This is a genomic window from Amycolatopsis sp. WAC 01416 (assembly GCF_003947485.1).
GTDB lineage: Bacteria > Actinomycetota > Actinomycetes > Mycobacteriales > Pseudonocardiaceae > Amycolatopsis.
Genome location: NZ_QHHX01000006.1, coordinates 399,816 through 421,452, shown reverse-complemented (window position 1 = coordinate 421,452; position 21,637 = coordinate 399,816). Strand labels below are relative to the sequence as shown.

General features: G+C 70.6%; 18 protein-coding genes. 4 read left to right on the top strand and 14 right to left on the bottom strand.

Features of this window, described 5'->3' with window-relative positions; all coding sequences use genetic code 11:
* Positions 1 to 59: 59 nt before the first annotated feature.
* The gene (locus tag DL990_RS22765) at positions 60 to 620 is read right to left on the bottom strand and encodes a CGNR zinc finger domain-containing protein (RefSeq protein WP_125799834.1); all 561 of its coding nucleotides are present in this window, start codon (positions 618 to 620) and stop codon (positions 60 to 62) included.
* A 22-nt stretch (positions 621 to 642) separates the two neighbouring features.
* Here DL990_RS22765 and DL990_RS22760 point away from each other — a divergent pair, with 22 nt between their 5' ends.
* The gene (locus DL990_RS22760) at positions 643 to 1,809 is read left to right on the top strand and encodes an MFS transporter (protein WP_125799833.1); all 1,167 of its coding nucleotides are present in this window, start codon (positions 643 to 645) and stop codon (positions 1,807 to 1,809) included.
* Here DL990_RS22760 and DL990_RS22755 read toward each other — a convergent pair.
* Positions 1,778 to 2,146, bottom strand: a complete 369-nt coding sequence (locus tag DL990_RS22755; RefSeq protein WP_125785329.1) for an Rv2175c family DNA-binding protein — start codon at positions 2,144 to 2,146, stop codon at positions 1,778 to 1,780. The two genes, DL990_RS22760 and DL990_RS22755, sit on opposite strands and share 32 nt — an antisense overlap.
* 184 nt (positions 2,147 to 2,330) lie before the next feature.
* Here DL990_RS22755 and pknB point away from each other — a divergent pair, with 184 nt between their 5' ends.
* The gene (gene pknB, locus DL990_RS22750) at positions 2,331 to 4,394 is read left to right on the top strand and encodes a Stk1 family PASTA domain-containing Ser/Thr kinase (protein WP_125785328.1); all 2,064 of its coding nucleotides are present in this window, start codon (positions 2,331 to 2,333) and stop codon (positions 4,392 to 4,394) included.
* Positions 4,395 to 4,524: 130 nt separating this feature from the next.
* A complete protein-coding gene (locus DL990_RS22745; RefSeq protein WP_125785327.1) occupies positions 4,525 to 5,316 on the top strand; it encodes a hypothetical protein in 792 nt (263 codons plus the stop codon).
* A gap of 117 nt (positions 5,317 to 5,433) precedes the next feature.
* Here the strand turns inward: DL990_RS22745 and DL990_RS22740 are convergent, their stop codons facing one another.
* The gene (locus tag DL990_RS22740; protein ID WP_125799832.1) at positions 5,434 to 6,267 is read right to left on the bottom strand and encodes an NAD(P)H-binding protein; all 834 of its coding nucleotides are present in this window, start codon (positions 6,265 to 6,267) and stop codon (positions 5,434 to 5,436) included.
* A 95-nt stretch (positions 6,268 to 6,362) separates the two neighbouring features.
* On the opposite strand from DL990_RS22740, the gene DL990_RS22735 reads away from it, so the two are divergent.
* The gene (locus DL990_RS22735; RefSeq protein ID WP_125785325.1) at positions 6,363 to 7,112 is read left to right on the top strand and encodes a TetR/AcrR family transcriptional regulator; all 750 of its coding nucleotides are present in this window, start codon (positions 6,363 to 6,365) and stop codon (positions 7,110 to 7,112) included.
* A 71-nt stretch (positions 7,113 to 7,183) separates the two neighbouring features.
* Here DL990_RS22735 and DL990_RS22730 read toward each other — a convergent pair whose 3' ends face one another.
* The 11 genes from DL990_RS22730 to rsmH all read right to left on the bottom strand — a co-directional run bounded on the left by DL990_RS22730 (position 7,184) and on the right by rsmH (position 21,505).
* Positions 7,184 to 7,993 (bottom strand): cell division protein FtsQ/DivIB, encoded by an 810-nt coding sequence (locus DL990_RS22730; protein ID WP_125799831.1) that lies wholly within the window; start codon positions 7,991 to 7,993, stop codon positions 7,184 to 7,186.
* A gap of 2 nt (positions 7,994 to 7,995) precedes the next feature.
* Positions 7,996 to 9,420: a UDP-N-acetylmuramate--L-alanine ligase gene (gene murC, locus DL990_RS22725; protein WP_125785323.1), complete on the bottom strand. Its 1,425-nt coding sequence runs from the start codon at positions 9,418 to 9,420 to the stop codon at positions 7,996 to 7,998.
* Positions 9,413 to 10,540, bottom strand: coding sequence for an undecaprenyldiphospho-muramoylpentapeptide beta-N-acetylglucosaminyltransferase (gene murG / locus DL990_RS22720; protein ID WP_125785322.1), 1,128 nt, complete (start codon positions 10,538 to 10,540; stop codon positions 9,413 to 9,415). Before murG ends, murC begins: the two co-directional genes overlap by 8 nt.
* On the bottom strand, positions 10,537 to 12,015 hold the full coding sequence (gene ftsW, locus DL990_RS22715; protein WP_125785321.1) for a putative lipid II flippase FtsW: 1,479 nt from the start codon (positions 12,013 to 12,015) through the stop codon (positions 10,537 to 10,539). The genes murG and ftsW overlap by 4 nt, the downstream gene beginning before the upstream one ends.
* Positions 12,002 to 13,405 carry a UDP-N-acetylmuramoyl-L-alanine--D-glutamate ligase gene (gene murD, locus DL990_RS22710; protein WP_125785320.1) on the bottom strand — a complete coding sequence of 468 codons (1,404 nt, stop codon included), beginning with the start codon at positions 13,403 to 13,405 and terminating at the stop codon, positions 12,002 to 12,004. Before murD ends, ftsW begins: the two co-directional genes overlap by 14 nt.
* 3 nt (positions 13,406 to 13,408) lie before the next feature.
* On the bottom strand, positions 13,409 to 14,494 hold the full coding sequence (gene mraY, locus DL990_RS22705) for a phospho-N-acetylmuramoyl-pentapeptide-transferase (protein ID WP_125785319.1): 1,086 nt from the start codon (positions 14,492 to 14,494) through the stop codon (positions 13,409 to 13,411).
* Positions 14,491 to 16,023, bottom strand: coding sequence for a UDP-N-acetylmuramoyl-tripeptide--D-alanyl-D-alanine ligase (murF, locus tag DL990_RS22700; protein ID WP_125785318.1), 1,533 nt, complete (start codon positions 16,021 to 16,023; stop codon positions 14,491 to 14,493). The genes mraY and murF overlap by 4 nt, the downstream gene beginning before the upstream one ends.
* On the bottom strand, positions 16,020 to 17,528 hold the full coding sequence (locus DL990_RS22695) for a UDP-N-acetylmuramoyl-L-alanyl-D-glutamate--2,6-diaminopimelate ligase (RefSeq protein ID WP_125785512.1): 1,509 nt from the start codon (positions 17,526 to 17,528) through the stop codon (positions 16,020 to 16,022). The genes murF and DL990_RS22695 overlap by 4 nt, the downstream gene beginning before the upstream one ends.
* A gap of 382 nt (positions 17,529 to 17,910) precedes the next feature.
* The gene (locus DL990_RS22690) at positions 17,911 to 19,839 is read right to left on the bottom strand and encodes a penicillin-binding protein 2 (protein ID WP_125799830.1); all 1,929 of its coding nucleotides are present in this window, start codon (positions 19,837 to 19,839) and stop codon (positions 17,911 to 17,913) included.
* On the bottom strand, positions 19,839 to 20,549 hold the full coding sequence (locus DL990_RS22685) for a hypothetical protein (RefSeq protein WP_125799829.1): 711 nt from the start codon (positions 20,547 to 20,549) through the stop codon (positions 19,839 to 19,841). The genes DL990_RS22690 and DL990_RS22685 overlap by 1 nt, the downstream gene beginning before the upstream one ends.
* Positions 20,546 to 21,505 (bottom strand): 16S rRNA (cytosine(1402)-N(4))-methyltransferase RsmH, encoded by a 960-nt coding sequence (gene rsmH / locus DL990_RS22680; protein ID WP_125799828.1) that lies wholly within the window; start codon positions 21,503 to 21,505, stop codon positions 20,546 to 20,548. The genes DL990_RS22685 and rsmH overlap by 4 nt, the downstream gene beginning before the upstream one ends.
* Positions 21,506 to 21,637 lie beyond the last annotated feature (132 nt).

Sequence of the window (21,637 nt, the reverse complement as noted above, 5' to 3'; positions counted from 1 at the left end):
CCCGCTTTCGCGCGCCATGAAAGGTCCTTTCCTTGCAAAATTTGCAAGGAAAGGACCTTTCATGGCGTTCGGGACCGGTCGCGCCGGTGCGCAGCGACCCGCTCCCGAGTCGCGCACCGCGTCGAGCAGTACCGCCGCGGGCTCCCCCCACCCAAATGCGCGAACGGCTTCCCACAGCCCGAAGCCGCGCACAGCCCACCCGGCGGCGCCTGACGGTCCGAAAGCAACGCCGCCAACGCCAGCGCGGACGACGTCACCAGCCACGCGCCCCATGGCCCGTCGTCGTCGGCGTCCACGTGCAGATGCCAGCCGAACCCGTCGGCGTGATCGGTCAGCCGCGGCGGATGCGCGTAGCGAGCCAGCAGCCGGTTGAGTACCTCGGCCGCCTCTCCCGCATCCCGCGCCGCGAATACCTCTCGCAACTCCGCGGCCGCTTCGCGCAGCGAAGCCACATCCGAAGGCGCCATGTCGACCGAGGTCTCGCCGTGCGCCTCCAGAACGGCGCGAACCGACGCGACCGAGGGGTCCGGCGCGAGCAGGACCGCCAGCAGATCCACCGCCCGCCGCGCCGCCGCCCGCGCCGAACGGCCGGGCAGGAAATCCCGCTGCGCTGAAGTCATACCCCACTGTAACGTCTCGCTCATGAGAGGCCGTTACAGTCTCGCCGTCTATTTGACCGGCGCGACGGTCGCCAGGACCGGGGACGAACTGTCCGGACCGGCGTTGCTCCTGCTCGGCATGAGCGTCGACGGCTCGGCCGCCACCGGGTCCGCGCTGCTCGCGGGTCTGACGGTCTCCGCGGCGGCGGGAGGGCCGCTGCTCGGGGCGCTGCTCGACCGGAGTCCACAGCCGGGACGGCTGCTGGCGTGGGCGCTGCTCGCCTACGCGGGCGGACTCGGCGCGGTACTCGCGCTGGTCGAACTCCCGGCGGCGATCGCGGTCGCCGTCGCGGTGGGGCTGCTCAACCCCGCTTTGGCGGGCGGCTGGACGGCGCAGCTGCCGAACGTCCGCGGCATGACACCGCTGGCGAGGGCGAGCACCCTGGACGCGATGACGTTCACCGCCGCGAGCCTCGCCGGGCCGGGGCTCGCCGGGCTCGTGGCCGCGTACGCCGGCGCTCCGGCCGCGGTCGCCGTCGCGATCACGCTGGTCGCCGCCGCCTTCCCCGCCGCATGGTCGCTCCCCGCGGCCGAAGCGAAGCCCGCGACACCGATCCGCCGTCAACTCGCCGACGGGTTCACGGTCCTCTTCCGCAACCGCGCGCTGCTGCGGGCCACCGCGACGTCCACGGTGTCCTTCGTCGGCATCGGGGTCGCCGTGGTCTGCTATCCGCTGCTCGGCGCCCAACGGCTGGGCAGTCCGGGCTTCGGCGCGCTTCTGCTCACCGTGCTGGCCGCCGCGTCACTGGTCGCGAACGCCGTACTGGCCCGCAGGCCACAGCCACCGGACGGCACCGTGCTCGCCAGCACCGTCCTGCTGGGCGCGAGTTTCCTGCTCGCGGCGACAGGGCACGACGCGGTGACCCTGCTGGCCGCCGCCGCGCTCGCCGGATTCGCCGAAGGACCGCAACTTTCGGCGCTTTTCGCCATCCGGCATCGCGAAACGCCCGCGCGAGTGCGGGCTCAGGTTTTCACGACGGCGGCGAGCGTGAAGATCACCGGACTCGCGGCGGGCGCGGCGGCCGCGGGACCGTTGAGCGCACTCTCCGTGACCACGGCGATGAGTGCCGCGGCGGGGTGTCAGCTTCTCGCGGCCGCGACGTATGCGCTGGTCAGAACTAGAACGCCATCGCCTGCGCGCGCCGCTTGACCTCGGTGCCGTGGCTGGTGCGAAGCGCGTTGACCGGGGTGGCCCCGGGCAGGGTCTCGTCCGCGGCGAAAAGCCAGCGCAGCATCTCCGTCCGGCTGAAACCGGAGTCCGCGAGCACGGTGATGGTGCCCGCCAGGCCCTTGACCACGCCGTCCTTCACCAGGAACGCGCCAGGGACGTACAGCTCGCCCTTGCGCCGGACGGCGATCAGATGGCCGTCGCGCAGCATCTGGCGGACCTTGTTGGCCGAAACGTTCAGCGCGGTCGCGACCTCCGACAGCGGAAGAACGGCCACATCTGCGTCAAGAACGTCGTCGGCGACGGGAATCCCACTCACAGGTGACACTGTGCCACATTCCGTCTCCCGCTCCGTTAGTACGCATGGGTGACGGCCCGGCCATGACGGAGAGTGCGCGCCTCGTCACGTATACCGCCGATTCGACGAAATGACGGAAATCGTGATCCTCGGCGCGCCAGGTCCCGTACACCACAACATGGGTACTTCCGTACGATCCATAGCCGTGACACGCACGGATCCCACTCTGGTGGGCACTCTGCTCGAGGGCCGCTACCGGGTGGACAAGCTGCTCGCACGCGGTGGGATGTCGTCGGTGTACCGCGGCGTCGACACCCGCCTGGACCGCCAGGTCGCCATCAAGATCATGGACCCGCGGTTCGCCGACGACCGGTCCTTCGTCGAACGCTTCGAGCGGGAAGCCCGCTCGGCGGCACGCCTGCACCACCCGCACGTGGTGGCGGTACACGACCAGGGTTTCGACACCCCCGGCGGCGAGGAGTCCGGCCGTGCCTTCCTGGTCATGGAACTCGTCGACGGCGGGACCCTGCGTGAACTGCTCGCCGAACGCGGCCCGCTGGACGTCGCGCTCGCGCTGAGCATCACCGAACCGGTGCTCTCCGCGCTGGCCGCGGCGCACGCCGCCGGTCTGGTGCACCGTGACGTCAAACCGGAGAACGTGCTCGTCGGCCGCGGCGGCACGGCGCTTTCGGGCGGCGTGGTCAAGGTGGCCGACTTCGGCCTGGTCCGCGCGATCGCCAGCGCGGGCACCACCAGTTCGAGCGTCATCCTCGGCACCGTCGCCTACGTTTCACCCGAACAGGTCGCCACCGGCGCGACCACCTCGCGCGGCGACGTCTACTCGGCCGGGATCCTGCTGTACGAAATGCTCACCGGACGCCCGCCGTACACCGGCGACACCGCCCTTTCGGTGGCGTACCGGCACGTCAACGACGACGTCCCGCGCCCGAGCGAGCTGCGTCCCGGCATCCCGCCGCAGCTGGACGAGCTGATCCTGCGCGCCACGCGCCGCGATCCCGAGCAACGCCCGGCCGACGCCGCGGCCTTCCTCGCCGAGCTGAACCATCTGCGCACCGTCCTCGGCGTCCCGGCGGTCCCGGTGCCCGTGCCGCTGCCCGCGGACGCCGACCGCGAGACCGACGCCGAACGCACCACTCCCGGCATCCCGGCCGTCCCGGCGGCCCCGGTGGCGAACCCGGCCATGGCGACGACGGTGCTGGCCCCGGTCGCCGAGGCGACCATGCCGGTCACCGGCCCGCGCGGAACGCAGGCGCTGCTCCGTGAACCGCCGCCGCCCGCCGCCCAGCCGCCCCGCACGCCGCCCCCTCGGCCACAGCCGGCCGCGGACGACGAGCAGCCGGGTTCGCGCAAACGCCTCTACGTCATGATCGCCGCCGCGGTGCTGGTTCTCGGCGGCCTGATCGGCGCGTTCGCCTTCATCCTCAACGACACCGGGCCGAGCTCGTCGTCGGTGCCGAAGCTGGCCGGGATGAACCAGGCCGCCGCCGGTGACGCGCTCCGGTCGGCGAAACTGACCCCTGCCTACACCGAGGAGTACAGCGACACCGCCGCCCAGCACACGGTGATCCGGTCCGACCCCGCCGCGGGCACGTCGCTCGCGCCGGGCGCCACGGTCAACGTCGTGCTGTCGAAGGGCCGTCCGATCGTGCCGGACATCCAGGCCGGGACGAGTCAGCAGGACGCCGAGACGGCGATCAAGGCCGCGCAGCTGACCCCGGTCCAGGGCGAACAGGAGTACAGCGACGTCGCCAAGAACAAGGTGGTCCGCGTCGACCCGGGCCCCGGTTCACAGCTGAACATCGGCGGGCAGGTCACGATCATCGTGTCGAAGGGCCCCGAACCGCTGCCGCCGGTTCCCGACGTCACTGGCCAGAGCAAGGACGCCGCCTTCCAGATCCTGCAGCAGGCGGGCTTCCAGCCGTTCCAGGCAGGCGAGGAGTTCTCCGACCAGTTCGCCGCCGGTCAGGTGATCCGCACCGACCCGAAGGGCGGCGAGAAGGCGAGCAACCGCCGGATCGGGGTGTTCGTTTCGAACGCCGTCGAAGTGCCGAACGTGACCTTCAAGCGGATGGAGGAGGCGATCCAGATCCTGAAACAGGCGGGTCTGGAACCCGACCGTGAGGGTCGCGGAAACGGCAACGGTCACGGCGGCGGAAACGGCGGTTTCGACTTCGTCCTGCAGCAGGATCCGTCGCCGGGCACCAAGGTGCCGAAGGGCACGAAAGTGAAGCTCAAGGGCTTCGGGTGACGCGAAAGGTGCGTTGAAACCGTTCAGTACCGGCATGGTCATCGGATACCGTGAAGCGCATGGTGGTCGTTGACGGCGTGAGCGGCAGGTCGGACAGGTTCACCCCGCGTTCTGCCGCGCCCGGTCCACGATGAGCTTCTTCACCGACGGTCCGCGCAGCCGCCCCCTGTTCCCGGTGCCGGAACAGGAACTGTTCGGCTACAACGGCCGCCCCTGGGTGGAGACGCCGCACGAGTACATCGTGCCGGCGATCCTGCCCTGGTCGATGCCGCTTGGCCGCGCAGAGCGGACCATCGTGGCGCTGCGCGGCATCGAGGTGTGGCCGGAGTCGGTGTCGTTCCAGCTGTCGGTGTACTCGCGGGATCTCCTGCTTGACGAACCCGGCGAAGGCCTCATCGACCACCGCCGGGTCCCGGACTACAACGCACTGCTGGTCGGGGTGCTCTTCCCCGACGGCAGGCGGGCAAGTTCGGAGACCATCTCCGTGCCGTCGGCCACCAAACCGGATCAGCCGGTGCTGCGCGCACAGGGGCTGGGCGGTTCGGCCTTCCACGTCGACCACGAGATCTTCCTGTGGCCGCTGCCACCCGACGGGCCGCTGGAGTTCGTCGTCCAGTGGCTCGACCGCGATATCGAGGAGACGCACACCGCGCTCGACGGCACCGCGATCCGCGACGCCGCCAAGGAAGCAGGCGAGATCTGGCCCGGCCTGCCCGCCAGGGAGGCGCACGGTCTGCCGTTCCGCCGGGTCGGGGCGCAGGCGATGATCACCCCCGCCTGGCCCCGCGAATCGCAGGCCCCGCCTCCGCTTCCCCAGCCGCAACGGCCCGCCCCGCCGCCCGCCGAGGCTCCTGCTCCGGCGGCGGATCAGCCGCGACGCGGTGCGCCGCTGCCGACCCGCCTCCCCCGCCGGGCTCGCTGAGCACCGGTAACTCGTATCTCGCGTGATCCTGGCCGTAACTCGCGTGATTGAAGCCGTAACTCGAGAGTTCCGCCTTCAATCACGCGAGTTACGGGTTCGATCACGCGAGTGACGGGTTCAGCGGAACGCTTCGACGTTCGCCACCGCCCACTCCGCGTAGGTGACGCCGGGCCGTCCGGTGAGTTCCTGGACAACCCCCGTCGGCCTGTCGGGGTTTTCGGTGAAGTACGCGAAGCCGTCGAGCAGCCACTCGGCGATCTCCACCGGGACGCCGGCGGCGGCCCACTGCTTGTTCGCCTCTTCCCGGGTGAGCTCGTGGAAGGCGACGTCCTCTCCGAGCGCGGCCGAAATGGCGGCGACCTGCTCGCGCTGGCTGATCGCCTCCGGGCCGCTCAGCGTGTGCTTCTTGCCGACGTGCCCCTCGGTCAGGATGACGTGCGCGGCGACGGCGGCGATGTCCGCGAGGTCGATCGGCGTCATCCGGGATTCGGGGTATGCCTCGCGGACCACGCGCTCGGTCTTGATCGTCTCCGCCCAGCCGAGGGTGTTGTTCATGAACGCGCCCGGCCGCAGGAAGGTCCAGTCGAAGTCCGCCTCCCGGACCGCCTTCTCGATGATCGCGTAGTCCACGCCGCTCGAGTTCTCCTCCGGGTCGTCGGCGTTGCTGCCCGACAGCGCCACCACCCTGCGCACTCCGGCCTCCTTCGCCAGCTTCACGAAGTCGTCCACCTTGGCCGCCAGCGGCGCCAAGTACACGGTCTCGATGCCCTTGAGCGCTTCCGGCAGCGTCTCCGGCTTGCCCAGGTAGCCCTTGGCGATCTCCACCTGCTCCGGCAGTGCCGCCTTCGCCGGGTTGACGGTCAGCGCCCGCACCGGCGCTCCGGCGCTCACCAGCTCGTCGACGAGCAGCCTGCCGACGCTTCCGGTCGCACCGGTCACCAGGATCGTCACGATTCCCCACTCCTTTTCGTACGTCCTACGAGATAAGTTTAACCGTACCGCATACGAGAATGTAGAATCCAGCTTCACGGCCGAGTGGAGTGTGGATGGACTTCGAGCGCAGCCTCGAACTGTTGTGGCGTGACCGCGGCGAAGCCCGGCAGCCGACCAGGGGGCGGAAGCCGAAACTGACCCTCGACCAGGTGATCGCCACCGCCGTCGCGCTCGCCGACGGCGCGGGCGAGGCGACCGTCTCGATGAACCGGATCGCCAAGGAACTCGGCGCGGGCACGATGACGCTCTACACCTACGTCCCCGGCAAGACCGAACTGCTCGACCTCATGGTGGATTCGGTACTCGCCGAACGAGACCTCCCCGGCCCCGGCGCCCCCCGGCCGGACGGCTGGCGCGAGCAGGTGCGGCTCTACGCCGACCGCACCCTGGCCGTGTTCCGCGCGCATCCGTGGCTGCGCTCGACGTCGATGGTGCGGCCGGTGCTCGGCCCCGGGCTGATGGCGGGTCAGGAGTACCTGATCGCGGCGGTGTCGGACATCGGGCTGACGCCGCGCAAGGCGGCCGCGGCCGCGAACAGCATCGAGATCTACGTGCAGGCCAACGCGACGCTTTTCGCCGAGACCGCGCAGGTCGAACAGGAGACCGGGCAGTCGACCGACGCCTGGTGGGGGCAGCGGTCGGTGTTCTGGGAGAAGTACTTCGACGTGGAACGGCATCCGGCGATGACGCGGATCTGGGAAAGCGGCGGTTACGACGCGGACACCTGCGAAGCCGCCGACGAGACCTTCGCTTTCGGCCTGGAGCGCCTGCTGGACGGCATCGAAGCCCTCGTCACCCGCTGACCGTCCCGCAATTCGTCACCTACTTGCGGCAGTTCGCCGTGCCAACTATCGCAAGTAGGTGACGAATTGCGTCAGGAGACCGTCGGCAGATCGGGTGCCGAGACGTCGTAGACCTTGCCCTCACGCGTGAGCAGGGCGGCGAGGACCTTCGCCTTGCGTTCGGTGTCGGCCGAGGTCCCCCACCGCACGGTCTTCCCGTCGGCCAGCGCGAACTCGACGCTGCCGGGGGTCTTCGCCGTCGCGGTGGTGACCTGCTTGAGCAACTGCTGCGGGATCACGCCGAGGACGCCGGTGACCGCGCGGGTCACCGGGTCGTCCGCCGACACCGACGGCAGCTTGAGTTCGGGCAGCCCGGCGGGCCGCTCCTTGACGGTCTTGAACACCACTCCCCCGCCGTCGACGAGGTGGATGCCGTCGCCGCCGGGTCCGCTGTCGAAGAAGGCGATCGCGGCGCGTTCGGTCACGGTGATCTCGATGGTGCTCGGCCACGACCGGGAGACGTCGACGGTGGCGATGCCGGGCATCTGCGCCACCTGGTCGCGGATGTCGTCGGTGTCCAGGCGCAGCATCGGTTTCTGGTCCGGCACCGCCGCCGCGGCGCGGATCTGTTCCGCGGGCACGGAGCTCGCCCCGACGACGTCGACCTGCCGCACGCCCAGCATCGAGCTGAACCACAGCAGGTACACGAGGGCGACGACGGTCAGCACCGAAAGCAGCGCGACCCAGCGCCGTCGCATCTCCTTGTGCCTGGCCGGTCGGGTGGTGCGGCGGCGGTCGTACACGGACCGCCTGCCGCGCCGGGCCTTGACGCGTCGAGCGTGTTCGGTGCGCGGACGCCGACCGGGTTCGGCCGGGCGGCGGCGTTCCCCGGTCTGCGTCATGGCTAGCCTGCCCGCCGGTCCAGTTCGGCCAGGATCTCCGGGCCGAGCTGCGTGACGTCGCCGGCGCCCATGGTCACCAGCAGGTCGCCAGGTTCGACCAGATCCGCCGCGAGTTTCGCCGCGACGTCGAACGCGGGCTGGTAGTGCACGGGGACACCGGAGATCTGGTCGGCGATGAGCGCGCCGCTCACGCCGGGCTCCGGCTTCTCACGCGCCCCGAAGACGTCCAGCACGACGACCTCGTCGGCCAGGGACAGCGCGGCCGCGAACTCCTTCGAGAACGTCTTCGTGCGCGAGTACAGGTGTGGCTGGAAGACCACGACGACCCGGCCCGAACCGGCGGCCGTCCGCACCGCGCGCAACTGCGCGTCGACCTCGGTCGGGTGGTGCGCGTAGTCGTCGTACACGCGGACGTCGCCGGAGCGGCCCTTGAACTCGAACCGTCGCCGGACGCCACCGAACGCGGCGAGCCCTTCGGCGAGCCCTTCGACCGGCGCGCCGAGTTCGATCCCGGCCAGCAGCGCGGCGATCGCGTTCAGCGCCATGTGCTCGCCCGGCACCGCGACCCGCAGGACGATTTCCTCGCCCCGCAAGGAGATCCGGACGACGCCGCCGTCGGGGGCGGGCGCGTAGTCCAGCACCTTGGCGTCGTCGGCGCCGGTGACGGAACGCCCGTATCGGCGGACACGGATGCCCTGCGCCGACGCCCGCGCGCCCAGCTCCGAGGCGCCCTCGTCGTCACCGCAGACGATGAGCAGCCCGTCCGGCACGATCCGGCCGAGGAACTCGGTGAACACCGAGACGTAGGCCTCGGCCGTGCCGTGGTGGTCCAGGTGGTCCGGCTCGACGTTGGTCACCACGGCGACCGAAGGCGAGTAGGCCAGGAACGACCCGTCGCTCTCGTCGGCCTCGGCGACGAAGACGCCGCCCTCGCCGTGGTGCGCGTTGGCGCCCGACTCGTTGAGGTCGCCGCCGATGGCGAACGACGGGTCGAGCCGGCACTGCTGCAGCGCGACGGTCAGCATCGACGTCGTCGACGTCTTGCCGTGTGTCCCGGCGATGCAGGCGACCCGGTGGTCCTCCATCAGCCCGGCCAGCGCCTCCGCGCGGTGCAGCACGGTGATCCCGCGTTCCCGCGCGGCCGCCAGTTCCGGGTTGGACTCCTTGATCGCGGTCGACACGATCACCGCGGACGGGCCTTCGGGGAAGGCGTCGAGGTTCTCGGCGCGCTGCCCGACGGCGATCTCGGCGCCCTGGGCACGCAGCGAAAGGAACGCGCGCGACTCCTTGGCGTCGGATCCGGAGACCTGCGCGCCGCGGGCCAGCAGGATTCGCGCGATACCGCTCATCCCGGCGCCGCCGATCCCGATCAGATGGGCACGCCTGAGCGTTTCGGGCAGCTTTTGATCAAACCCAGTGTCAGGCACCTGCGGCCTCCAGCACGATCTTGGCAAGGGTCTCGTCGGCCTCACGGTGGCCGAGGCCGACCGCAGCCGCACTCATCTTCGCGACCCTGTCGGCGTCGGACACCAGCGGGATCACCAGCTCCGCGACCTTGGCGGGGGTGAGGTCGGCGTCGGCGACCAGCAGACCGGCGCCCGCGTCGACCGCGGGCCGGGCGTTGACCGCCTGCTCGCCGTTGCCGTACGGCAGCGGGACGAACACCGCGGGCAGGCCGACGGCCGAGACCTCGGCGACGGTCATCGCGCCGGAGCGGCACAGCACCGCGTCGGCGGCGGCGTAGGCCAGGTCCATCCGTTCCAGGTACGGCACCGGGACGTACGCGGGCTTTCCGGGGAACTCCTGGACGACCAGCGTGTTCTTCGGCCCGTGGGCGTGCAGGACGCCGACACCGGCGTCCGCGAACTCCTTGGCGGCGCCGGAAACGGCGGCGTTGATCGACACCGCGCCCTGCGAACCGCCGAAGACCAGCAGCGTCGGGGCGTCGGGGTCGAGCCCGAAGTGCTCACGGGCTTCGGCGCGCAGCGCGGCCCTGTCGAGCGACGTGATGGAGCGGCGCAGCGGGATGCCGATGACCTCGGCCTTCGCCAGCGGGGTCCCCGGGACGGCGACCGCGACGCGGACGGCGAACCGCGCGCCGACCTTGTTCGCCAGGCCCGGCTTCTCGTTGGCCTCGTGCACCACGATCGGCGTGCGGCCGCGCGCGGCGAGGTACGCCGGAAGCGCGACGTACCCGCCGAAGCCGACGACGACGTCCGCGCCGACCCGGTCGAGGACCTCACGGGTGCGCTTGACCGCGTCGCGGACCTTCAGCGGCATCTTCAGCAGTTCGGGCGTGGGCTTGCGTGGCATCGGCACCGGCGGGATCAGCTCCAGCTGGTAGCCGCGCGCCGGGACGAGCTTGTTCTCCAGCCCGCGCTCGGTTCCCAGCGCGATCACCTTCGCGTCGGGACGCAGGCGCATCACCGCGTCCGCGAGGGCGAGCGCCGGTTCGATATGCCCTGCGGTGCCGCCACCGGCGACCACGACCACCGGCGCCTTGCCGGCGACCTCGGCTGCTGCGTCGGCTCTGACGGGGTTGTTCACCTATGACCTCTCCGATTTGCGGTACCCCGTTTCGCGGTACCGCGGTTCGCCGCCGTTCGCGCGGCCGTCCTCCTGCCGGGTTCCCGCACCGAACGGCGCCGTTCCTGTGCGGGCGAAGGCCTCGCCGTCCTCGGCGCGGGCCTCGCCGCCTTGGCGGCGCCTCCCCTGCCCACGGCGCCCTTGCGTTTGGCGGGCGGTCGGTACGGCTCGGGCGCGGGAAGCCTCAGCAGGCGTCCGAATTTACCTGGCCCCTGCGAGCGCAGTGCGGCCACCGCCTCCGGTTCGTGCCGGGCGGCGTTGGCGAGGATCCCCATGATGAGCATGGTGATCACCAGCGACGTCCCGCCGTAGGAGATCAACGGCAGCGTCACCCCGGTGACCGGCAGCAGGCCGACGACGTAACCGATGTTGATGCCCGCCTGCGCGACCAGGAAGACGGTCAGCGTGCCGGACACGATCCGGATCCACGGGTCGAGGTTGCGGGTGGCGATCCGCAGGCCGACGATGGCGACCCCGGCGAACAGCCCGAGCACCACCACGCAGCCGACGAAGCCGAGTTCCTCGCCGATCAGGGCGAAGATGAAGTCGTTCTGCACATTCGGCAGGTAGCCCCAGTTGGACTGGCCCTGGCCGAGGCCCTTGCCGAGGAACCCGCCATCGGCGAGCGCGAGTTTCGCCTGGTTGGCCTGGAAGCCGTCGGCGCTGGTGTCCGGGTCGCCGGAGACGAACGACATGACCCGCGCCAGCCGGTACGGGGCGATGATCGCCAGCACCAGGATCCCGGCGAGGCCACCCGCGAGGATGACCCCGAACAGTCGTTTCGGCGCGCCCGCGAACCACAGCAGGGCCATCAGCACGACCGCGAGGGTGATCGTGCCGCCGAGGTCGGGCTGCATCATGACCAGCGCGAACATCAGCAGCGCGATCGGCACGACCGGGACGAGCAGATGCCGCCACTGGTTGATGATGTTGTACTTGATCACCAGGATGTGCGCACCCCAGAAGGCCAGCGCGACCTTCGCCGCCTCGACCGGCTGGAAGGCGAAGCCCCCGAGCCGGAACCAGCCCTGCGAGCCGTTGACCTCGGAGCCGAGCGGGGTCAGCACCAGTACGAGCAGCCCGAGGCACACCACGGTCGCCGTCGCCGAAAGCCGCCGGACGCGTTCCAGCGGCACCCGCAGCCCGACCCAGAACACCACCGCGCCGATCCCGACGAACATGAGGTGCTTGCTGAACTGGGCGTACACGCCGGTGCCGGTCTTGGGGTTGTACGAGGCGACCGACGAGGCGGACAGCACCATCACGATGCCGATCACGGTCAGCACGCCGGTGAGCGCCAGCACCAGGTGGAAGGAGGCGAGTGGCCGCGAAAGCCACGCCGTCAGCGCGGTCCGGAAGGCGACGAACGGGCTTTCCTTGCGTTCACGGCGCTTGCGGGGCGCGGACTCGCGCTTTCTCTCCTCAACCGCCGTCACTGGTCTCCCCCGCACCGTCGCGCAGGACACGGACCGCACGCGCGAACGCGTCGCCGCGCGCGCCGTAGCTCGTGAACATGTCCAACGACGCCGCGGCGGGGGCCAGCAGCACCACATCTCCGGGCCGCGCCAGGGCGCGGGCCGCCTTCACCGCCGCAGTCATGGGGTCATCGTCACCCGGAAGGAGGCTGTTGACCGGGACATCCGGCGCGTGTCGCGCAACAGCGGCGGCGATCACGGGTGAATCCACGCCGAACAGCACGACTCCGCGCAACCTGCCGGCGATCGAGCCGACGAGCTCCTCCACGGAAGTGCCCTTGAGCTGGCCACCGGCGATCCAGACGACGGAAAGGTGCGCGCGCAGGGAGCCGCTCGCGGCGTGCGGATTGGTCGCCTTGGAGTCGTTGATGTACCGGACGCCGTCGATCTCGGCGATCTCCTCGGCCCGGTGCGGGGCGGGCCGGTACTCGCGCAGGCCCTTGGCGACGTCCTCACCGCTGACGCCGTACGCGCGGGCCAGCGCGGCCGCGGCGAGCGCGTTGGACACGTTGTGCGGCCCGGCGGGGCGCACGTCGGCCAGTGTGCCGAGCTCGTCGGCGCTGGTCGCCGGGTCGGCGACGAAGGCGCGGTCGACCAGCAGGTCTTCCACGATCCCGAGTTCGCCGGGACGCGGGGTGTCCATCCCGAAGGCGACCCGGCGGGCGTCCGCGGGCGCGTGCTCGTCGGCGAGCCGGACCGACCACTCTTCGTGCAAGTTGTGCACCACGGTCCGGGAGTGGGTGTGGACCCGCCCCTTCGCGGCCGCGTACTCCTCCATCGAGCCATGCCAGTCGAGGTGGTCCTCGGCCAGGTTCAGCACCACCGAGGCGTGCGGGGCCAGCGTGGACGACCAATGCAGCTGGTAGCTCGACAACTCGACGGCGAGCACCTCGTGCCCGGCACGCACCGCGTCGAGCACCGCGAAGCCGACGTTTCCGCAGGCCACGGCGTCGATCCCGGCGGCGCGCAGGATCGATTCCAGCATCCCGACCGTGGTGGTCTTGCCGTTGGTCCCGGTGATCGCGAGCCACACCGGCGGCTTGTCGCGCAGCTGCCCGACGCGCCAGGCCAGCTCGACGTCGCCGATCACCTCGACCCCCGCCTCGGCCGCCGCCACCAGCAACGGCGAAGACGGCTTCCAGCCGGGACTGGTCACGACCAGCTCGACACCTTCGGGCGGCACCGCGAGACCAGGCACCAGTTCGGCGCCGAGACCTTCGAGTTCCGCCAGGCGTCCGGCGTCGCCGTCGGTGACGGTGACCCGCGCGCCCTGGTCCAGCAGGACCGGGACGGCGGATTTGCCGGTGACCCCGGCTCCGGCGACGAGGACGTGACGACCGGCCAGTTCCACCGCTTATCCTCCGAGACCGAGTTGCTCGCTGTAGAACAGCCCGAGACCGAACATGCAGCAGACGGCCGAGAGCAGCCAGAACCGGATGATGACCGTGGTCTCCGCCCAGCCCGCGAGTTCGAAGTGGTGATGGAACGGGGCCATCCGGAACAGCCGCCGCCTGGTCGTGCGGAACACCGCGATCTGCGCGACCACCGAGATCATCTCGACCATGAACAGGCCGCCGATGACGATGGCGAGCAGTTCGGTGCGGGTGGTCATCGACAGACCGGCGACGAGACCGCCGAGGGCCAGCGAACCGGTGTCACCCATGAAGATCTTCGCCGGGGCCGCGTTCCACCAGAGGAACCCGACGCAGGCGCCGGTCGCCGCGGCGGCCACCACGGCCAGGTCCAGCGGGTCACGGACGTCGTAGCAGGCGGCCTGCGGGGTCACCGCGCACGAGAGGCGGGTCTGCCAGAAGGCGATGACGACGTAGGTCGCCAGCACCATCGCCGCGGTGCCGCCGGCGAGGCCGTCGAGGCCGTCGGTGAAGTTCACCGCGTTCGACCAGCCCGAGATGACGATGTAGCAGAAGATCACGAAGAACACCGACGGGAAGGTGATCAGCGCGAGGTCCCGCACGTAGGACAGGCTCTCCGACGCGGGCGTCAGGCCTTCGCCGTTGGGGAATCGCAGCGCCAGTATCGCGAAGACGATCGTGACCACCAGCTGGCCGACCAGTTTCGCGGTCTTGTTCAGCCCGAGGTTGCGCTGCTTGCGGATCTTGATGAAGTCGTCGAGGAACCCGACGAGCCCGAGGCCCACCGCCAGGAAGAGGACAAGCAGCCCCGAGGCGGACGGGCCGCCGGTGCCGTTGCCGCCGCTGAGCGAGCTGATCAGATGCGCCACGAAATACCCGACGACCATCGCGATGATGATCGCGACACCACCCATCGTCGGGGTACCGCGTTTGGATTTGTGTCCCTGCGGCCCTTCCTCCCGGATCTCCTGGCCGAAGCCCTGCCGGGAGAACACCCGGATCAGATAGGGAGTGAGGAGGATGGAGACCAGCAGGCCCGCCGCGGCCGCGATCAGGATGCTGATCACGCGTCACCACCGTTCGAGCGTTCGTGAGAGGGGGAAGTGGGTACTACAGGGGTTTCGACGATCGTTCCGGGGGAGGCGAGCACGGCATCGGCCACCCGCCACAGCGCGGCGGCTTTGGAGGCCTTCACCAGCACCACGTCCCCCGCGCGGAGCTGATCATGCAGCAGGGCGATGGCGGCCTCGACGTCGGGTACCAGTACCGACTCCTCGCCCCAGGAGCCCTCCTGCTGGGCACCCTGATGCGTGGCCGCGGCGGCCTGGCCGATGACCACGAGCTTGTCGATGTTGAGCCGGACGACGAGCCTGCCGATGCCGTCGTGCGCCGCGACCGAGTTCTCGCCGAGGTCGCCCATCACGCCGAGCACGGCCCAGGAACGGCGGTTCGCGCTCATCGACGCGAGCGCCTTGAGGGCGGCCCGCATCGACTCGGGGCTGGCGTTGAACGAGTCGTTGAGCACCGTGACGCCGTCGGCCCGGGTGGTGACCTCCATGCGGCGGTCCGAGCGCCGCTCGAGGCTCGACAGACGGGCCGCGACCTCCTCGACCGTCGAGCCCATTTCCAGCGCCACGGCGGCCGCGCTGAGCGCGTTGCCGACGTGGTGTTCGCCGTAGAGCGGCAGTTTCACCGGCGCTTCGCCGTCCGGGGTGACCAGGCGGAACGACGCGCGCGCTTCCCCGTCGAGGGTGATGTCGACGGCACGGACCTGCGCGGACGCGCTCTCGCCGACGAAAACCACCCGCGCGGTCGTCCGGCTCGCCATCGCCGCGACGTACGGGTCGTCGAGGTTCAGGACCGCGACACCGCCGTCCGCCGCGCTCGGCAGCGCCTCCACGAGCTCGCCCTTGCCCTTGGCGATGCCCTCGCGGGAACCGAACTCGCCGACGTGCGCGGTGCCGACGTTGAGCACGACGCCGATCCGCGGCGGCGCGATGGCCGCCAGTTCGGCGATGTGGCCGGGCCCGCGGGCGGACAGCTCCAGCACTAGCTGCCGGGTCGAGGCGTCGGCCCGCAGCGCCGTCCAGGGGTGGCCCAGCTCGTTGTTGAACGATCCCGGCGGCGCCACCGTCGGGCCGAGCGGCTCCAGCAGCTGGGCGATGATGTCCTTGGTCGAGGTCTTGCCCGACGAGCCGGTGACCCCGACGACGGTCAGGTGGTCGCCGGCAAGCTTCTGGACCACGTGCCGGGCGAGCTTGGCGAGCGCGGCCAGCACCGCGGCGCCCGCTCCGTCCTTGTCCGAGACCAGCGCGAACGCCCGTTCGTGCGTGGCACCGGCGGCGGGCGGCGGCACGATCACGGCCGGGGCGTCGACCTCACGGGCCGCGAGCACCGCGACAGCGCCGGACTCGACTGCCCGCGCGGCGAAGTCATGGCCGTCGACCTTCGCCCCGGGCAGCGCGACGAACAGACCGCCGGGCGTGATCTCGCGGGTGTCGAATTCGACGCTTCCGGTGACCTCGGCGGTCCCGTCGGTCCGATGCAGCCTGCCGCCGACGATGGCGGCGATCTCGGCCAGGCTGAGCACGATCACTCTGTCTCCAGACGTCTGCGGATGGCGGAGGCCAGCTCTTCCCGGTCGGAGAACGGGTGCACGACACCCTGGACCTCCTGGCCGGTCTCGTGGCCCTTGCCCGCGATGAGCACGATGTCACCGGGCTGGGCGAGCGCGACCGCGTGCACGATGGCTTCGCGGCGATCGGCGATCTCGACGATCTCGCCGCCCAAGGCGGGCCCGGCGTTGCGGGCACCGGCCAGCATCGCCGCCCGGATCGCGGCCGGATCCTCCGAACGCGGGTTGTCGTCGGTCACGATCAGCACTTCGCTGCGCCGGACCGCCGCCTCGCCCATCATCGGGCGCTTCGCGGTGTCACGGTCCCCGCCGCAGCCGAGGACGGTGATGATCCGGCCCTCGGTGCGGGCGCGCAGCGCGTCGAGCCCCTGCGCCACCGCGGCGGGCTTGTGCGCGTAGTCGACGACGGCGGTGAACGGCTGGCCGAGGTACACCCGCTCCATCCGGCCCGGCACCTCGACCGAGGCGAGCCCGGCGACGATCGCTTCGAGCGGGACACCGGCGGTGGTGAGGATCGCGGCCGCGAGCACGGCGTTCGCCACGTTGAACGCACCCGGCAGGGGGATCATCGCCGACGCGGCGAGCCCGTCGGGGCCGTGGAGGGTGAAGGTCTGCTCCCCCGCCGGGGTGGGGGTCAGGTCGGTGGCGCGCCACAGCGCGTCCGTTCCCGGTTCGGTGGACACGGTCACCGTGTGCGGGGTGAGGAGTGCGTGGCCCCAGGCGCTGTCGACGACGACCACTTCGGCGGTGGAACGGCCGTCGAACAGCAGCGACTTGGCGGCGAAGTACTCCTCCATGTCCTTGTGGAAGTCCAGATGGTCCTGGGAGAGGTTGGTGAAGGCCCCGACCGCGAAGCGCGTGCCGTTGACCCGGCCCAGCGACAGCGCGTGGCTGGAGACCTCCATCGGGACGTGCGTGACCCCGCGCTCCACCATCACCGCGAGGAGGGCCTGCAGATCCGGGGCCTCGGGAGTGGTGAACCCGCTGGCCAGCCGCTCGCCCGCGATCCGGGTCTCGACCGTGCCGATCAGCCCGGTGGTCAACCCGGCCGCCTTGAGCCCGGCGTCGACCAGGTACGACGTCGTGGTCTTGCCCGACGTCCCGGTGATCCCGAGGACGGAAAGCTCCAGCGACGGCTCGCCGTAGATCCAGGCGGCGATCTCGCCGAGGGCGGCACGCGGGTCCGGATGCACCAGGATCGGCACGCCGGCGTCGCGGAGCACCGGGCGCTCGGCACCTGCCTCGTCGGTGAGCACGGCGGCCGCGCCGGCGGCGATGGCCTGGTCGCTGAAGTCCGCGCCGTGGGCACGGGCGCCGGGAAGCGCGGCGAACAGGTCACCGGGGAGGACGTGCTGCGCGCGCAGCGTGCTGCCCGTGACCGTCAGCTCGGCCGCGGACGGATAGTCGTCGTCACCGCCCACCACGAGCCGGGCGCCCGCCCTGGCGAGCAGCGTGCCCAGCGGCATCGGCTCGATCCTGGCCGGACGAGGGGGTGCGGCGACGGCCTTGACCGGGCTGTCCGGGACCTGGGCAGCCGTCGCGCCGGACCCGCTTTCGACGGCGGGACCGCTGCGGGGATCTGAAGTAGGCACCGACACAGCAAAGGAGGTTACCGGCGCGGCATTCGGGTGACTGAAGCGGTGCGGTGTGTGCACGCGACGATCACGCCCGTGGTAATGGGTTTCGTGAGCTCTCCTTGGCACGCAAGGGCTTCCGACTGTCGTTTGAGGACAGCCGCGGTGAGCGGGTTCGGGTGCGGGTGGTCGTGAGTGGCGATTCGGGTTAAAACCCGAATCGCCACTCACGACCAACCCGACCCACGCCCTCCGCAGGGGAACACGCCCACCGTCAGGAGAGCACCAGCGGAACCTGGGGCGACGGGCCGTCCGAAAGCGGGATCTGGAACCGCTGCGCCAGATACGCGGCCACCGAGTGGAACAGCGGCGCGGCCGAGAGTCCTTGCTGCAGGGTGGCGTCCGGGGCGTCGAGCCGGATGCCGACCACGAACCGCGGGTTGTCGGCGGGCAGGATCCCGGCGAAGGTGATGTTGTACAAGTGGTTGCTGTACGTCTTCGTCTGCGGGTCGACCTGCTGGCCGGTGCCGGTCTTGCCCGAGATCTGATAACCCTCCAGCGCCGCCTTCGGCCCGGTGCCGCTCTGCTGCCCGCGGCCCTTCTGCGTGACGGCGCGCATCATCTCGCGCACGGTCTTCGCCGCCTGGGGGCTGATGACCTGGACGGTCTTCGGCGCCGGTTCGGGGACGAGTGTCCCGTCCGGGTTGACCTTCGCCTTGACCACCCGGGGTTCCACGCGGAGCCCGTCGTTCGCGATGGCCTGGTACATCCCGGCCATCTGCACGACCGTCATCGAAAGCCCCTGCCCGATCGGCAGGTTCCCGAAGGTCGTGGCCGACCACTGGTTGCGCGGCGGGACGACGCCCGGGCTCTCGCCGGGGAGGCCGAGGCCCGTGCGCTGGCCGAGGCCGAACTTCTTGAGCAGGTCCGCGTACCGGTCCTCGCCGAGCTTCTGCGCCAGCAACAGGGTTCCGACGTTCGACGACTTCGCGAAGATGCCGGTGGTGGTGAACTGCTGCGTGCCGTGATGCCAGGCGTCCTTGACGATCTTGTCCGCGACCTGCAGTGAACCCGGCACCGCCTGCGCCGACTCCGGCGTGGTGATGCCCGCGTCGATCGCGCCCGCGGCGGTGACGATCTTGTTCACCGAACCGGGTTCGAACGGGGTGGTCACCGCGCGGTTGTTCAGGTTCTCCGTCTCACTGCGCGAAGCCGGATCGTTGAGGTTGACGGTCTTGTCGTTGGCCAGCGCGTAGACCTCGCCGGTCTTCGAGTCCATGATGACCGCCTGGCCGCCCTTGGCCTTCGACTTGGCGACGTACTCGCTCAGCTGCCGCTGCAGTTCGTACTGCAGGTCGGTGTCGATCGTGAGCTGCAGGTCCGAACCGGGGACGGCGTTCTGGATGTCCCGTTCGGTGCCGGGGATGACAAGGTTGTCGTTGCCGTTCCGGGTGTTGACGATCTTGCGGCCCGGCGTTCCGGCGAGGTCGTTGTCGCGCGAGGCCTCGAGACCGTAGCCACCGTGCAGGTTGTGCTTGGAGACGTCCTGATCGTCGGTGCGCCAGTTCGCGTAGCCGACGATGTTCGCGCCCACCGAGTCACCGGGGTACTCCCGCTTCGAGCGCTTCTCGACGCTGATCCACGCGTATTCCTTGACGATCGCTTCGGCGACCGACGGTTCGATGTCGTGGACCAGGTACGTGAACCCGTCGGGCTTGTGGAACTTGTCCAGCAGTTCCCGCTCGGTGATCACCCCGGGCAGTTTGGCCGCGATGAGCTTCGCCGCGCCCGCCACCTCGGTCTCGAAGTTCTTGCCCTTGGTCGGGTTCTTCGCGGCGAAGTCGTTCATCGTCTTGTGGAGCCAGTTCAGGCTCACCGCGAGCGTCCGCACCTCGACACTGAACGCGATCTTCGTCCCGTTGCGGTCCAGGATGGACCCGCGCTGCGCGGGACTTTCGATCACCGACGTCCGCTGCCGTTCCGCCGCCTCGGACAGCGCGCCCGCCTCGAACCACTGCACCTGCACCAGTTTGAGGCCGGCGAGCACCATCACGACGATCAACAGGATCCGGACGCCGGTGAACCGGCTCGGATTCCCGCCGTTGCCCCGCCGTGCGGTGGCACGGCGGGTCCCGGCGGCGTAGGTCCGCCGCGCGCTGCCCACCGACCGCGCCCTTGCCTGCGCCGGACGGCCGGGCGACATCACTGACCTCCCTGCGCCGGGGCCGCCGCGTTCTCCTGCGGTACCGCGGGCTGGTCGCCTTCGTACGGAGTGCCCTGCTGCGTGCCCTCGGCGGGCGGAGGCGCCGTCGAGTCGGCCGACGCGGGGGGCGCCTCGCCTTCGGCCTTCTTCGGCTCACCGACCACAGTGGACTGTCCGTCCGGGCCGACCACGATATGCGCGGGGTCGCCGCCGGGCACCATGCCCAGTTCCCTGGCCTTGGGCGCCAGCGATGCGGGCGACTCGGCCTTCGCGACCTCGCGCTGCAACCGTTCCTTCGCCTCGGCGAGCCCGGCGTTGGTCGTGCGGAGCTGTTCGAGCCGGTACGAATCGGCGATGGCCTGCGTGGTCAGCCACAGCGTGCACGCCACGCCGACGGCCAGCATGCCCATCATCATCAACACGAACGACGCGCGCGAACGCGGCCAGCGCAGCTTGAGCTTCTTCGGCTCTTCCTTGCCCGCGCCGCTTTCGGCGTCGGGACGGTTGCGTTGCTGGTCTCGCTGGAGCAGGTCGGCGCGCTGGGCGCGGCGGGCGTAGGCGCGTTCGGCGGCCGACGTGCGACCGCGCGAGGCGCGAGTGGAGGTCGTGGTCTCGGTGGCGTCCGTTGTCTCGTCGACCGTGCTGGTCGCGCGGGCACGCCGTCCGGGCGCCGGTGTCCGGCGGCCGCGGGACTTCGCGGGAGCGGTCATCGTGCTCGGTCTCCGATCCGTTCGGCGGCTCGCAGCCGCACGGAGGCGGCCCGTGTGTTCTGTTCGGTCTCCGCCTCGCCGGCCTTCTCGGCCCCTCTGGTGAGCAGTTTCAGTTCCGGGCCGTGGCCCGGCAGTTCCACCGGAAGCCCTTCCGGCGTCCGGGATTTCGCCAGTTCCGCGAAGGCCTGCTTGACCAGCCTGTCCTCGAGGGACTGATAGGACTCCACGACGATCCGGCCACCGACGGCGAGGCAGGACAGCGCGCGCGGCATCGCCCGCCGCAGCACCTCCAGTTCACCGTTGACCTCGATCCGCAACGCCTGGAACGTGCGCTTCGCCGGATGCCCGCCGGTGCGCCTGCTCGCCGCGGGGACCGCGTCGTACAGCAGTTCCACCAGCCGCCCGCTGCGCGTGAAGGGTTCCTTCTCTCGTTCCGCCACAACGGCTTTGACGATCCGCTTGGCGAATCGTTCCTCGCCGTAGTCGCGCAGGATCCGGATCAGCTCGCCGGGGGCGTAGGTGTTGAGCACGTCGGCCGCGGTGATCCCCGTGGTCGGGTCCATCCGCATGTCGAGCGGGGAATCCTTGGAGTAGGCGAAACCACGCTCGGCGCGGTCCAGCTGCATCGAGGAGACGCCGAGGTCGAACAGGATCCCGTCCACTCTGGACAGTCCGAGACCATGCAGCGCGGACGGCATCTCGTCATAGACGGCGTGCACGAAGTCGACGCGATCACCGTGCGGCGCAAGGCGTTCCGCGGAGAGTTCCAGCGCGTTGGGGTCACGGTCGAGTGCGACGAGGCGCAGTCCGGGGAACGCGGTGAGCAGCGCGTCGGAGTGACCGCCGAGACCGACGGTCGCGTCGACCAGCACGGCCTCGCGGTCGGAGAAGACCGGCGCGAACAGCTCCACGATACGGTCGAGAAGCACCGGAACGTGCTCGTGTTCGTCTGCCATGTCTTCCCCCTTTCCTGTAGTGCCGGGGAAGATGCCGGATGCCGTCAGGTCCCTGTCCGCCCGCCTGCTGACCTGGTACCGGGGAAGGTGTACCAGGGCCACTGAGCGGACAGAGGCCTCACGGCATCCGTG

Bases quoted from the DNA above. Each gene is read 5' to 3' on its own strand.
- DL990_RS22745 (WP_125785327.1), top strand. From the start codon at position 4,525: ATGAGCTTCTTCACCGACGGTCCGCGCAGCCGCCCCCTGTTCCCGGTG.
- rsmH (WP_125799828.1), bottom strand. From the start codon at position 21,505: ATGGCAGACGAACACGAGCACGTTCCGGTGCTTCTCGACCGTATCGTG.
- DL990_RS22690 (WP_125799830.1), bottom strand. From the start codon at position 19,839: ATGTCGCCCGGCCGTCCGGCGCAGGCAAGGGCGCGGTCGGTGGGCAGC.
- DL990_RS22735 (WP_125785325.1), top strand. From the start codon at position 6,363: ATGGACTTCGAGCGCAGCCTCGAACTGTTGTGGCGTGACCGCGGCGAA.
- DL990_RS22695 (WP_125785512.1), bottom strand. From the start codon at position 17,528: ATGCCGCTGGGCACGCTGCTCGCCAGGGCGGGCGCCCGGCTCGTGGTG.
- DL990_RS22765 (WP_125799834.1), bottom strand. From the start codon at position 620: ATGACTTCAGCGCAGCGGGATTTCCTGCCCGGCCGTTCGGCGCGGGCG.
- DL990_RS22760 (WP_125799833.1), top strand. From the start codon at position 643: ATGAGAGGCCGTTACAGTCTCGCCGTCTATTTGACCGGCGCGACGGTC.
- DL990_RS22730 (WP_125799831.1), bottom strand. From the start codon at position 7,993: ATGACGCAGACCGGGGAACGCCGCCGCCCGGCCGAACCCGGTCGGCGT.
- DL990_RS22685 (WP_125799829.1), bottom strand. From the start codon at position 20,549: ATGACCGCTCCCGCGAAGTCCCGCGGCCGCCGGACACCGGCGCCCGGA.